Below are 12,785 nucleotides of genomic sequence, written 5' to 3'. Positions count from 1 at the left end.
TGCGTGTCTGACGTTGGTTGAAAGCGGTTATTCGTGTTCGAACATCAGGAACAGATAGACCACAAACAACACCAGATGGGTCGCACCATGGAGCACATTGGTGCGGCCGCTGCTGAAGGTTACTTTACAGACCATCAAGGTCGTGACCAGCAGCACCATATCGGCGGGGGAGAGGCCGAGGCGCACCTCCTGATCCAGCATGGAGCCGATAAAGAGCACGGCAGGCACGGTGAGGGCGATGGTGGCCAGCACAGAGCCGAAGTAGAGGTTCATTGCCCGCTGCAGCTGGTTGTTGAAGGCGGCCTTGATGGCGCCGACTGCTTCGGGGGCCAGCACGATGCAGGCCACGATAAAGCCGCCCAGTGCGGCGGGCGCGTCCATCACATGCACCCCGTAGTTGATGGGGATGGCCAGGGTCTTGGCCAGCAGGATTACCACCAGCAGGTAGGCGAGCAGCAGGATGGTGTGATAGACGTTGCTCTGCAGCGGGCCGTGGTGCTCCTCATAATCCTCGTGATCGCTGTCGACGAAGAAGTGGCTGTGGCTGCGGGTCTGGATGAGCAGAAAGACCCCGTAGAGCAGGATCGAGATGATGATCAGCATCCACGACATGGCGCGCGACATACTGCCGATTGCGCCACCCTCAGTGAAGTTGGGCAGCACCAGACAGAGCAGGGCCAGTGGGATGATGGCCACCAGATAGGATTTCACCCCGTCCAGATTGAAGCTCTGGGTGTGGTAGCGCCAGCCGCCAAACAGCAGGGTGAAGCCCACCAGACCGGTACTCACCAGCATCACTACCGCAAACATGGTATCGCGGGCCATGGTGGGGTTGGGCTCGCCGGTCAGCATCACCGAGGAGATCATCACCACCTCCAGCGAGATGACCGAGAGGGTGAGGATCAGGGTGCCGAAGGGCTCGCCCAGCTTGATGGCGAGGGCATCGGAGTGGCGCACCACCGAGAAGATGGCCCAGGTGACGATGGCCAATAGTGCCGCCGAAACAGGAAGATAGATCCCGAGCGGAGTTGTCTCTGTCAGCAGGTCACTGCCCAGGGTCTTGAAAAAGAGCAGGGTCAGCAGGCCAACGGGCAGGGCAATCTCTTGCCGGATAACTGTCTTCATAGGCAATGGTTCTCTATTGGGGGTCTTGACGACCGGATGACATAAACAGGCTGCACGGTTATCGGTTGCGCAATAACCGGCTCCTTATGATAAAGGTTGTTATCCCCGTCAGGGCAGATCATTTTGTTGCTGAATGTAAATAAGGGGTGGCAGGAGCCGCTTCGATTTCACCACTGAGCCGGGCTGGGCTACGGCGCTACCGCCAGCATCAACCTGATGATGTCGAACCGCTGGCCAAACTGTTTCGCGGCTAGATCCTGCCATCTCTGCGTTAGCTGGCCTTCTGGTGTTGCGACTGCCACTCCCGTTGCCAATGGGTCAGTATCTTCAGCGGCATGGGTTTGCCGAAGAAGTAGCCCTGGATCAGATAGACGCCGTGCTGGCTCAGATAGTCGACTTGCAACTGGCTCTCGACCCCTTCGGCGATCATCTCCATGCCCGATTCCCGACCGAAGACGATGATGGCATCCAGTACGCTGCGCTTGAGGTCGTTGGTGCCTATGGTATCGACGAACATCTTGTCGATCTTGATCTGGCGGATCCCCAAGCTCTGCAGGTAGGCAAAGCCGCCGTAGCCGGTACCAAAATCATCCAGCTTGAAGTGATACCCCATCTGTTGCAGCAGGGTGATCTCCTCGGTGGCCGCCTTGATGTCGAGGATCGGCTTGCGCTCCGTCAGCTCGAAGGTGAGCCGGGTGGGTGAGGGGTTATGGTGTTCACTCAACATGTTGCGCAGCAAGGGTTGTTCGATATGGGTGGCCATCAGATTGACACTGATCCACTGCTCTGGTGGCAACAGCGGCAGATCCGTGATCACCTGCTCCAGCAACTGCCTGGTGATAGGCAGGATAAGTCCCTGATCTTCAGCATATTCGATGAAAGCGCTCGGGGGGATCAGCTCGTGTCCACGTTGCCAGCGTAGCAGCGCCTCAAAACCGGCAACCTGCCAGGTTCGAAGATCCACCACGGGTTGATAGAAGGGGATGAACTCCTGGCGCACCAATCCGGCCTGCAATAGCCCCTTGAGCGAGCGGCGATAGTTTCGCAGCGACCAGTAAGCGGTCACCAGCAGCAGGCCCAGGATAGTGCCGCTCCAGAGTGCGATTTGTCTGACTTGCTCGTGAGCATACAGGTCCAGTGCAGAACCGGCCCAGATGGTTTGTCGGGTCAGTTTGTCCTGATCAAAGAAGCTCAGGCTGCGGCTGCCCTCTTCCAGCTTGATGGTCCGGTCACCGCGCGGGAAGCGGGGGGTCATCGCTGCGGGATCCCGCTGGCTGAACTCCAGATAGAAACAGTCACTGCAGGGGAGCTGTAGCAGATCGTGGCTCCAGCTGTTATCGAGCACCCAGTAGGCAATGTTGCCGCCGTTTTTGTAGTAGGCAACCATCTCCTGTTCCGTATTGAAACTGGCCGTTGTAGCAGTCAGCCCCAGTTTGTCGGGGAGGGCGCCATCCTGGTTGGCGTTTTTGATGAGCGAAATACCCACACCCAGGCTTGAGCAGCTTTTCCCTGATGCCAGTTCCAGCCCCTGCAGACGAATATGGGTGTTGTAAAAGCGGGGATCCCGCAGCAGTGCCATGTCGTTGGCACCACAATCGAAATCAAACAGCGTCAGCTGCTCGCTCATGGCCTTGTCCAGCGTGTGATGGCGTATCGCCATGGCTCGCTTTATCTCGGCCACCTTCTGCTCAAGCAGGTGGTTGGCCATCGGTTTTGTTAGCCACAGACCGACGGACTGGCTTGCCAGGATGGGCAAGAGCAGTAGCAGTACAGTGATCCAGAGGGGGGGGATGCGTAACAAGGGCGCCTGCCAGTTTCACGAGACACAAATGGGTCAATCCATCATAGTGCATTAGTACAATCAATTTGAGATCTACTTGTCACACTTATTGGATGATTTTTTAAATGTATGATTTTAAATGTTTTTATTATTAACCTTGAAAAGATTCAATCGCTGACCTGTCATAAATGACAATTGCTCAACTTATCCGAACTGCTTTAGAGTACCCCTGCGGTTTGACTCACCGTGTGTTCAATACTCCTGTATCTGTTTTTTGTCAGTAGCACAGAGTGTTAGTTTTGATATGAGTGTTCCTTTTGGTCCCTTTTGAGGGACCATTTTTCTGTCTGCTATCTTCCCCTGCTCCACCTGTGTACCTTCCTTGGTATTCTCCCGCTGCTTTGGGTATGCTGCCCCGCTTAAATTACAGAAGCGGGATCCCCGTCCATAGTGATGGCCACAGCGCCACTGCTACCATGAACTCCAATGGATGATGCCGGGCACACGGAAAGGCACATGAAACTCACAACACATCTTGTCTCGTTTATTACCTTGTGCGTGATCGCTGCCATGGCGACCGTGCTGATTGGCGGGGTGTTCAGCTTTCGCGAGCTGGGCATGGAGTTGCAGCAAAAGAAGGTCGATGCGCTGGTCGAGGTGATCGACAAGCAACTCGACGTTGCTCACGGTATGGAGGATATGAGCCGCTGGTTGCCCACCTTGCTGCGGGCGGCTCATGTGGTGGAGCTGGAGGTGCGCCAGAATGACCAGCGGGTCTACTGGTTCCGTGACGTACAGCGTCCGGTTGATGAACCGCTGCTGGTGCCATACAGCCATCCGCTGCCCCATCAGGCTGGCATGCAGGCCAGCTTCAAGCTGGAGCGCCCCTTCAAGGAGGCGGAGTACTCCATCAAGGCGATGTCGGGCATCTCGTTCGGGATCTTCATCGTGGTGTTCGGTCTCTGGTACTCCATCCGCTGGTTGCGTCAGCAGTTGCGCGGCGCCGAGCTGCTGGGCATTCGCGCCCAGCTGATCCTCGATGACAAGCTCTCCAAACTAAGCCATGACCCCGCCGAAGAGTGGCCGGTGGCCGCCAGTCAGGCCCTCGATCATCTGCTCGCCGAGCTGGCGGATGCCCGCAAGGAGCGCAGCCGCTTCGACAACTTCATTCGCAGCAACGCCTTCGTCGACAAGATGACCGGCATCGGCAACCGCCTCTTCTTCGATAACCGGCTCGAGAGCGCTATCATGGAGGCGAGCGTGATGAGTGGCGGTGTCTTGCTGATTGAACTCGCCTGTCTGGAAGAGCTGGAAGCGGAGCAGTTCGAGCTGCAGGGGCATGATCTGCTGCTGGAGGCGAGCGCCGTGATCAGTGCTTTTGTGCGCAAGCATAACGGTGCCTTGCAGGCTCGTTATGCCGGACATGTCTTTGCGGTATTGTTGCCCAACATGTCGGAGAGCGAGATGGTGGACAGTGCCAGCCAGCTGCTCAAGAGTCTGCAACGGCTACACTGGCCGCAGCAGGTCAATCCGGAGACGGCCATCTATATCGGGGCTGTCTGCTACCAGGCGCAAGACACTCTGCTCAAGGTGCAGGAGGAGGCCGAGCTGGCCCTCAAGAGTGCACGTCTGCAGGGGCACAACGGCTGGTTCCTCTACGAGAAGCAGCTGGACGAGGAGCAGAGCAGCAAGGGGACGGTGCGCTGGCGCACCCTCATCAGTCGCCGTCTTGAAGAGCAGGGGATCGATTTTTATACCCAACCGGTCCAGCAGGATCGGGATCAGGTGGTACTGCAGCAGGATCTGCTCACCTATATCCACGATGAGCAGGGGCGGGAACTGCAAGCTGGGATCTTTATGCCAATGGCGGAGAAGGTGGGCCTGCTGCTGCAACTGGATCGGCTGGTGGCGGAGCAAACGCTGGTGTTGCTGCGCCAGCGTTCCGAGCAGAGCTGTCCCATCACTCTGACCCTGAGTGCCCAGAGTCTGCTCAACCGCGAGTTCCAGCGCTGGCTCTTCTTCGCCCTGTTCCAGCTGCCGCGCAGCACCAACGAGCGGTTGATCCTGCAGCTCTCGGAGGCTCAGGTAACACGCCACTTCGAAGCACTCAAGCGGCCGCTGCGCTCCCTGCGGATGCTGGGCTGCCAGCTGGCCATCGATCATGCTGGCCAGGATGTGGTGAGCACCCAGTACATCAAGGAGTTCGAGATCAACTTCCTCAAGCTGCACCCCAGCCTGGTGCGGGAGATCCATGCCCGACAGGTGAACCAGATGGCGGTCCGCAGTCTGGTGGGGGGCTGCGCCAATACCCGTACCCGGGTGCTGGCGGTGGGGGTAGAGAGTGGCGATGAGTGGAAGATGCTGCGCCACCTCGGGGTGCATGCCGGGCAGGGGCTCTGGTTTGCCGAACCACGCCGGTTGGTGCTGGAGCCGGGTGGTGATTGAGATAAATGAGAGAGGGTCGTCGTGGGGCGACCCTCTCTCGTTTTCGGTTGCCGTCAGGCGGGGCTCACAGTCGCCCCTGCTCCCGCAGTCCGGCCAATCCCTGCATGCCGCCGGTATGGATAAAGACAATCTTGCTGCCGGGGGCGATGCGGCCCGCAGCCAGCTCGCGAAACAGCCCCCACATCGCCTTGCCGCTGTAGATGGGCTCCAAAGGCAGACCTGTTTCGGCGCTGAAATCTTGAACCCACTGCCAGAGGGCCGGGCTGAATTTGGCGTAGCCACCATCGTGGTGATCGAGTGCGACCCGCCAGCCGGGGATGCTGGCGGCAGCGGGATGGAGGCGACACACCTCGTCAGCGATAAAGCCGCCTCCTTTCAGTACCGCAATGGCGAGGATCTGCTCCCGGTCCTGTTTGCCAGCGATTAGGCCCGCCAGGGTGCCGCCGCTGGCACAGGGCAGTACCCAGAGATCCGGCGAGAAGGGTACCTCGCCGACCAGTTCGGCAACCCCGGGGATGGCCAGCGGGCTGCTGCCCCCTTCCGGCACGATCAGGGTATCGGGTGCATCGAATTGGGCCAGCCAGTCGGGATCCTGGCGACGGCGGTAACTCTGGCGGTCGACGAAAACGAGATCCATACCCCAGCGTCTGGCATCCCTCAGGGTGGTATTGCTGACGGCATCAGATTCGCCCCGTATGATACCGGTAGTTCGAAGGCCAGATTGGCACCCTGCTGCTGCCAGTGCATGGATGTGATTGGAGTAGGCGCCGCCAAACGAGAGTAGATGCCGTTTGCCGTGCTCTCTGGCATGAAGCCGGTGGTATTTGAGCTTGCGCCACTTGTTGCCGGAGATGGTCGGATGGATCAGATCATCCCGCTTGCACCAGAGTTCGACGCCGTAGCGGGTCAGCAACGGGTGGTGGAGGGGGTGCAGGGGGGAGGGCAGGATAGCTGACCCCTCTGGCTCGGCTGGAAGGCTGGCTTGCAATGGTGAGTCCGTCTTTTATATAGAGGCTAATCTGCTGTTTATGTTAATATTTCATACATTTAATCACTATTGATGGGCGGGCTTACATGAAAAAACTGTTCAGACGGTCGACGCCAAGCCGCCAGGTCGGGCTCTTGTTGGCCAATGACAGGATCATGCTGGCTGCAGTGGGCAATCCCCCCGTCTTCGCGACGCGCACCATCAACGGCCCACAGGAGTGGGCTGTGGCCATGAACGAGCTGTTCAGCCGTTATGGGCTGGCCAAGTCTAAAGTGCGGGTAGCCCTCGCCGCCAGCCTTTATCAACAGATCCAGATCGACAAGCCTGCCGTGCCTGACGCCGAGATGGCGGGGGCGCTCCCCTGGGCCATCAAGGACTATGTCAGCGAACCCGTGCTGCAACTGGCGATGGATTATGTGGACTTGCCCACCCCGCCTGCCGGTCGTCCGCGCATCAATGTGATCTGCCTGCCTAAGAGCCGGGTGCAACAGCTGGCCGATGCCATCAACGGCATCGCCACCCTGCAATCCATCATCAGCGACGAGCTGGCGCTCACCTCTCTCTATGAAGCGGATGACACTGTGCGCATGCTGCTGTGGCAGCCCAAGGGGCAGGATCTGCAACTGCTGGTCTTCCATCAGGGGGGGCTCTGCTTCTCCCGCCAGCTGCGCGGTTTCACCAGCCTGACCGGCGAACATGAGCCTGACGCCATGCTGCTCGATTCACTGGCGCTGGAGATCCAGCGCTCCCTCGACTATCTGGCGGGCCAGCTCAAATTGCCCGAGCTGGGGCAGATGCAGTTTGCCGTCGCTTCGCCCTTTATCGGTACCCTGGTGCGTCACATGGAGCAGACCTTCGGCTTTGCCGTCTCCGCCATGGCCAACAAGGCGGTGCTGGCCGGCGTCGAATACCTCTCGGCTTATGCTGCCGCATTGGGGGATGATCAATGAGAGTGTTATTCCCCCTTGCTGCCATGGTCAACAAGACAATGTTGCTGGCTGGCGTCGAATACCTTTCTGCCTACGCAGCCGCCATCGGGGAGGATGCGTGATGAAACGTCAGATAAATCTCTATGGTGCCGAGTTTCGTCCCAAGCGGCAGTGGGCCAGCCTCAATCAGATGGCGTTGGTATGGGGTGTTGCGCTGTTGCTGATCCTGCTAACGGCTATCGGTTACAGCTGGCAGCAGCAACAGGTCAGCCGGGCGCTAGCGCAACGCACCGCCGAGCTGGAGCTCAAGCGCAGCGAGGCCAGACGCCTCGATGCCGAGCTGGCGCGCCATCAGGCGGATCCCCGGCTGCAACAGCAACTGGTCAATAAACGGGATGAGCTGACCGCCAAGCAGGGGCTGATGCGTCAGCTCGGTAGCCTGTCTCTGCAAAAATCCCAGGGCTATGCCAGCGTGATGGCGGATCTCTCCCGCATTCGCAGCAGCAACCTCTCGTTGCAGCGCATCGAGATCAACGAAGGGCGGATCAACCTCTCCGGTTTTGCCGGACGCAGTCAGGATGTGCCGGCCTGGGTCAACCGCTTCAAGCAGACCCCGAGTCTGGTAGGCAAGGAGTTTGGTGAACTGACCCTCGGCCGTGACGAGGAGGGTCGTCTGACATTCCAGTTGAGCGGCATCGCGCGGGAGAAACCCTGATGAACCTGAAAGCACAATGGCAGGCGTGGGGCCAGCGTATCGCCCTGTTGAGCCAGCGGGAGCGGGTGTTGATCCTGCTTACCGGTCTGGTTTTGCTGGGCGCTGGTAGCATCTACGGTTGGCTCGATGGCGCCGATACCCGCCTGCAGCAGGATCGCATGGCCCTGAGCGCCGCCGAGCGCGACCTCGAAATCATGGAGCTGGAGAACCTCGGCAAACAGGCTCGGCTCAAGCGGGATCCCAATCAGGGCGTTCGCGACCAGCTGGCGCAGGTCGAAGCGGATCTGGCCCGGATCGACGATGAGCTGAAGGCCCAGACCGTCGATCTGATCCCGGCGCACGAGATGCCGCAGGTGCTGGAGGCGCTGCTCTCCCGCTCCGCCAACCTTCACATGCTGGCGCTCAGTTCGCTGGAGCCGACCCCGCTGATGGCGGGAGAACAGAAGGTCAATCTCTACAAACATGGTATCCGGCTTCAGCTTGAAGGTGGCTATTTCGATGTTTATCAATATCTTAAAGCGCTGGAAGCCTTGCCGCGCCACTTTTACTGGAAGCAGTTCGACTACCGGGTCAAATCCTATCCCGGCGCGGTGGTGGAGATGGAGATCTACACCCTGAGTACCAGCAAGGAGTTTATCCGTGGCTAGAGTGTTTGCGTTGTGCTGTTGCCTGTTCAGCGTGCTGGTAAAGGCGGAGCAGGTCGAGGTATTGCAGGATCCCACCGCACCGCTGGCGGATGTGGCGATTGGCGCCCGTGCGACCGGCGAGAGCAACACCGGTTTACCGAAGCTGCAGAGTGTGGTGCTGGGCAATGGCCCGGCGCTGGCGGTGCTCAATGGCAAGAGTTATCGGGTCGGGCAACAGGTGGATGGCTATACGCTGGTGGCCATCACGGCAGATGCCGTGGTGCTGGAAAAGGCGGGCAAACGCCACGCGGTCACACTCTTTGCCAGCAAGATCCGGGTTTGAGTCGTGCTTGCCTTTCGAGAGGTGGAGCGGCTTTATCGAGTTTAATTGCAAGTCAGGGTGCTCTAATTACATGAAAAAACACCGTCTCTGTCTGATCACCATGGCCATGATGGCCGCAGGCTGTACCACGTATCAGCACCCCGAGCCGACCCAGGCCAAGGATGCTCTCAAACAGGCCATGAACGAACAGCAGAAGCAGGCTGCCCCGCTGACCGCCTTGCCCAAATCGGTGCAGAGTGAATTGCTGCAGCTGAACCGGCCGCAGATGCCGGTCGGCATGCCGGAGAAGCGGCTGCGCATCGCGGCTCACGACGTGGAGGCGGTGGAGTTTTTCGGTTCCCTGTTCAAGGGCTCCCGCTACAGCGTGGCGGTTCATCCCGGGGTGGCCGGGCTGGTCTCGGTCGAGCTCAAGGATGTGACCCTGCCGGAGGTGCTGGCGGTGGTAGGTGACATGTATGGCTTCGACGTGCAGCGCAAGGGCAATGTCTTCCACATCTATCCGGCGGGTCTGCGCACCGAAACCATTCCGGTCAACTATCTGATGATGTCCCGCCGTGGCCTATCCCGCACCTCGGTCAGCACCGGCGGGGTGACTGCCAATGACAACAACAATGGCAGCAATAACAGCAGTTTCGACAGCGCGTCCAACAACAGCGGCAGCAACAGCTCCTCCAGCAACAACTCGAGCGGTGACAACAGCAACGGTACCCGGATCGAGACTGACACCAACAGCGACTACTGGACCGATCTGCGCGACTCCCTGCAGACCCTGATTGGCACGGGTGATGGTCGCGCCGTGATTACCAGCCCGCAGGCGGGTCTGGTCACTATTCGCGCCTATCCGAAGGAGCTCAAGGCGGTACGTGAATTCCTCAATCAATCCGAGAGTCACCTCAAGCGCCAGGTGGTGCTGGAGGCGCGGATCATCGAAGTCGCCCTCAACGAAGGGTATGAGCAGGGGGTTGACTGGAGCGGTCTCTCCGCCAGTTGGGATGGCGGCAAGGGTATTACCGGCGGCCAGTCACTTGCCAAGACCCAGCTGCCCACCACCCCCAACCAGATCTTCAGTGCGCTGGGCGGCGGCGCCGGTTTCACGATCTCTGATGGCAACTTCGAGGTGGCGGTCAACCTGCTCAAGACCCAGGGCGATGTGAATACCCTCTCCAGCCCGAGGGTCACTGCGACCAACAACCAGAAGGCGGTGATCAAGGTGGGGACGGACGAATATTTCGTCACCAATGCCTCGACCACTACGGTGACCTCGACCGGCACGGCCGAACCTATCGTGACCCCCAATGTGGAGCTGACCCCCTTCTTCTCCGGTATTGCGCTGGACGTAACGCCGCAAATCGATGAAGAGGGCAAGGTGCTGCTCCATATCCACCCTTCCGTTATCGACACAGAAGAGCAGAAGAAGACCATCAACGTCGGTACCGCCAAACCGCTGGAGCTGCCGCTCGCCAAGAGCTCGATCCGCGAGTCCGATACCGTGGTGCAGGCCAATAACGGCGACATTATCGTCATCGGTGGTCTGATGAAGACCGACAAGCAGGAGATCGTCAGCAAGGTGCCGCTGCTGGGAGATATTCCCTGGGTGGGCGAAGCCTTTACCAATCGTCGCGAGAGCACCAAGAAGGTGGAGCTGGTGATCATGCTCAAACCGACCGTGGTGGAGAAAGATACCTGGCAAAACGAGCTGCAGCGTTCCGCAGATCTGCTCGACAAGTGGTATCCGGCGAAGGGGTAAGCCATGAGCTGGCGATTGGCATCTTTCCATTCCGCCGTACTGCGGGCCGAGGCTCGCGGTCGCAGGTTCCCCGTACTGGCTGGTGAGCGCCCATGTACCTGAGCCACTTCGGCCTGCAGGAGGCGCCGTTCGGCCTCACCCCCAATACCGGCTTCTACTACGGCCTGCCCCCTCACGAGGAGGCGCAACAGGTGCTCAATTGGGCGTTGGCGCAAGGGGAGGGATTTATCAAGGTGACCGGCGAGGTGGGTACCGGCAAGACCCTGCTCTGCCGAAAACTGCTGAGCGAGCTGGGCTCGGAAGAGTGCCCGGTGCGGCTCGCCTGGTTGCCCAATCCCCACCTCAGCCCGGCCGAGCTGCGCACAGCGCTGGCGCTGGAACTGGGGTTGTCGGTGCGGGAGCAGAGTGAGCTGGATCTTACCGATCGCATCCATCGTCACCTGATCAGCCTGCACCAGCAGGGCAGTCGGGTGGTGGTGCTGATCGATGAGGCCCAGGCGCTGCCTGACGAGACTCTGGAGGCGATTCGCCTGTTTGGCAATCTCGAGACCGAATCGAGCAAGCTGCTGCAGATTGTGCTGTTCGGCCAGCCGGAGCTGGATATCAGACTGGCCAGGCCCCACCTGCGCCAACTGCGCCAGCGGATCGGCTTTTCATACTGCCTGCGCCCGCTGCGCTTTGACGAGACCCGCGCCTATCTGGAGCACAGATTGCAGGTCTCCGGCTACCGCGGGGCACCACTGTTTGCCGGCCGCGCCATGCGGATGCTGTGGCGGGCCTCGCGAGGGATCCCGAGACTTATCAACATCCTGGCGCACAAGTGCCTGATGCTGGCCTACGGTCAGGGGAGGCGCCGGATCGATAGCCGTCTGGTGAGGCTCGCCATTCGCGATACCGACGATGCCAGCCGCTTTGCGCCATTGCGCTGGTGGCCCCTGTTACTGTTGCTGGGGTGCGCCCTGGCTTATGGAGTCTGGCCATGAGCGTTATCAACCAGATGCTGAAAGATCTGGATCGGCGCCAGCAAGGCGCCGAGGGAACTGCCGTCTATATTGCCCCTGCGCGCCAGCAGGGGTGGTGGATGTTGCTGCTGACCCTGATCTGTGGTCTGGCATTGGGGATCCTCGGTTGGCGCACCTGGATCTACTGGCAGCAGACACACCCTGTCGTCGCCGCCAGCGAAGTGGTGGTTCCCGATGTGGTGACACGGGCCGCCGAGCCAGTCAATCCGCCCGAGCCGGTCGCAGTGGCCGCTGCGCTGCCGTTGCCGGGTGGGGATGAGAGAGTGGCTGATACCGCTGGCGGGCAGGTAGAGGGAGAGATGGCCGATGGTGCCCCCTTTGATGCCTCCAGCGATGTTGACGATTCGGAGCCGACCGATGAAGAGCTGCAGCCCGAGCTCTACGCCGAACTGGCGGCAGAGCAGCAGGCTGTCGCCAGCGCCCCGCGTAAACCGGGCATATTGAAGATCGAGACGGTCGAGCTGTCGGCCAAGGAGCTGGCGGCACTGGCGGAGCGCAAGGCGACGACCGCCATGGCCAAGGGAAGCCTGCGGGATGCGCAGGACAACTACTATCAGGTGCTGGCCCACGATCCCTATAACCAGGGGGCGCGCGAGCAACTGGCGGGGTTGCTCTACGGCGAGGGGCGCCTGACCGAGGCGCGCCAGCTGCTGGAGGAGGGGATCCGGCTCGATCCCCAACAGGCCGATTTTCGTCTGCTGCTGGCCCGTCTTGCCATCAACGAGGGGCAGCAACAGCAGGCGCTTGGCTGGTTGTCCGGTTATCAACCTGATCTTGCCAGCAACCTGGACTATTACGCCACTTGGGCGGGTCTGACCCAGGAGCTGGGTCAAAATGCCGATGCGGCGGCGCTCTATGTGAAGCTGCTGCGCCAGCAGCCGGATCAGGGCCGCTGGTGGCTTGGTCTCGGTGTCGCCGAGGATGGTCAGGGGCACAGCCAGCGGGCACTCGATGCCTATCGCAACGCCCTGCTGCACGGCAATCTCGGCGAGGCGTCGACCAACTGGCTGGAACAACGAATTGGCCAACTAACCCCTTGATAAACGCAGATTCGATGAGCGAAGA

At 60.0% G+C, this 12,785-nt stretch carries 11 protein-coding genes; 8 read left to right on the top strand and 3 right to left on the bottom strand.

What is annotated here, in order from left to right; translation table 11 throughout:
• Positions 1 to 27 precede the first annotated feature (27 nt).
• Complete coding sequence (locus G5315_RS05970) at positions 28 to 1,125, bottom strand: calcium:proton antiporter (RefSeq protein WP_005340008.1); 1,098 nt, start codon at positions 1,123 to 1,125, stop codon at positions 28 to 30.
• A 271-nt stretch (positions 1,126 to 1,396) separates the two neighbouring features.
• A complete protein-coding gene (locus tag G5315_RS05965) occupies positions 1,397 to 2,926 on the bottom strand; it encodes an EAL domain-containing protein (RefSeq protein WP_421332708.1) in 1,530 nt (509 codons plus the stop codon).
• A gap of 495 nt (positions 2,927 to 3,421) precedes the next feature.
• Between G5315_RS05965 and G5315_RS05960 the strand changes: the two genes are divergently transcribed.
• Positions 3,422 to 5,350 (top strand): EAL domain-containing protein, encoded by a 1,929-nt coding sequence (locus G5315_RS05960; RefSeq protein ID WP_421332707.1) that lies wholly within the window; start codon positions 3,422 to 3,424, stop codon positions 5,348 to 5,350.
• Positions 5,351 to 5,414: 64 nt separating this feature from the next.
• Here G5315_RS05960 and G5315_RS05955 read toward each other — a convergent pair whose 3' ends face one another.
• Positions 5,415 to 6,338: a 1-aminocyclopropane-1-carboxylate deaminase/D-cysteine desulfhydrase gene (locus tag G5315_RS05955; protein WP_421332705.1), complete on the bottom strand. Its 924-nt coding sequence runs from the start codon at positions 6,336 to 6,338 to the stop codon at positions 5,415 to 5,417.
• Between the two features lie 86 nt (positions 6,339 to 6,424).
• Here G5315_RS05955 and G5315_RS05950 point away from each other — a divergent pair, with 86 nt between their 5' ends.
• The 7 genes from G5315_RS05950 (at position 6,425) to G5315_RS05920 (ending at position 12,760) form a co-directional block, all read left to right on the top strand.
• A complete protein-coding gene (locus G5315_RS05950) occupies positions 6,425 to 7,288 on the top strand; it encodes an MSHA biogenesis protein MshI (protein ID WP_421205609.1) in 864 nt (287 codons plus the stop codon).
• A 100-nt stretch (positions 7,289 to 7,388) separates the two neighbouring features.
• Positions 7,389 to 7,982 carry a PilN domain-containing protein gene (locus tag G5315_RS05945; protein ID WP_128834786.1) on the top strand — a complete coding sequence of 198 codons (594 nt, stop codon included), beginning with the start codon at positions 7,389 to 7,391 and terminating at the stop codon, positions 7,980 to 7,982.
• Positions 7,982 to 8,629 (top strand): type 4a pilus biogenesis protein PilO, encoded by a 648-nt coding sequence (gene pilO / locus G5315_RS05940; RefSeq protein ID WP_266134566.1) that lies wholly within the window; start codon positions 7,982 to 7,984, stop codon positions 8,627 to 8,629. Before G5315_RS05945 ends, pilO begins: the two co-directional genes overlap by 1 nt.
• Complete coding sequence (locus G5315_RS05935) at positions 8,622 to 8,951, top strand: SctD/MshK family protein (protein WP_106844136.1); 330 nt, start codon at positions 8,622 to 8,624, stop codon at positions 8,949 to 8,951. Before pilO ends, G5315_RS05935 begins: the two co-directional genes overlap by 8 nt.
• A gap of 70 nt (positions 8,952 to 9,021) precedes the next feature.
• On the top strand, positions 9,022 to 10,698 hold the full coding sequence (mshL, locus tag G5315_RS05930) for a pilus (MSHA type) biogenesis protein MshL (RefSeq protein ID WP_216952745.1): 1,677 nt from the start codon (positions 9,022 to 9,024) through the stop codon (positions 10,696 to 10,698).
• 92 nt (positions 10,699 to 10,790) lie between these two features.
• Complete coding sequence (locus G5315_RS05925) at positions 10,791 to 11,681, top strand: ExeA family protein (RefSeq protein WP_421208888.1); 891 nt, start codon at positions 10,791 to 10,793, stop codon at positions 11,679 to 11,681.
• Positions 11,678 to 12,760, top strand: coding sequence for a tetratricopeptide repeat protein (locus tag G5315_RS05920; RefSeq protein WP_266134568.1), 1,083 nt, complete (start codon positions 11,678 to 11,680; stop codon positions 12,758 to 12,760). Before G5315_RS05925 ends, G5315_RS05920 begins: the two co-directional genes overlap by 4 nt.
• Positions 12,761 to 12,785 lie beyond the last annotated feature (25 nt).

Source organism: Aeromonas sp. 603607, from assembly GCF_049171595.1.
GTDB lineage: Bacteria > Pseudomonadota > Gammaproteobacteria > Enterobacterales > Aeromonadaceae > Aeromonas > Aeromonas veronii.
Note: the sequence above shows the minus strand (reverse complement) of the source record. Positions and strands in the feature narration are given on the sequence as shown.

Excerpts from the sequence above, each read along its gene's own strand:
- G5315_RS05970 (WP_005340008.1), bottom strand. The coding sequence starts at position 1,125 with ATGAAGACAGTTATCCGGCAAGAGATTGCCCTGCCCGTTGGCCTGCTG.
- G5315_RS05950 (WP_421205609.1), top strand. The coding sequence starts at position 6,425 with ATGAAAAAACTGTTCAGACGGTCGACGCCAAGCCGCCAGGTCGGGCTC.
- pilO (WP_266134566.1), top strand. The coding sequence starts at position 7,982 with ATGAACCTGAAAGCACAATGGCAGGCGTGGGGCCAGCGTATCGCCCTG.
- G5315_RS05960 (WP_421332707.1), top strand. The coding sequence starts at position 3,422 with ATGAAACTCACAACACATCTTGTCTCGTTTATTACCTTGTGCGTGATC.
- mshL (WP_216952745.1), top strand. The coding sequence starts at position 9,022 with ATGAAAAAACACCGTCTCTGTCTGATCACCATGGCCATGATGGCCGCA.
- G5315_RS05925 (WP_421208888.1), top strand. The coding sequence starts at position 10,791 with ATGTACCTGAGCCACTTCGGCCTGCAGGAGGCGCCGTTCGGCCTCACC.
- G5315_RS05920 (WP_266134568.1), top strand. The coding sequence starts at position 11,678 with ATGAGCGTTATCAACCAGATGCTGAAAGATCTGGATCGGCGCCAGCAA.
- G5315_RS05945 (WP_128834786.1), top strand. The coding sequence starts at position 7,389 with ATGAAACGTCAGATAAATCTCTATGGTGCCGAGTTTCGTCCCAAGCGG.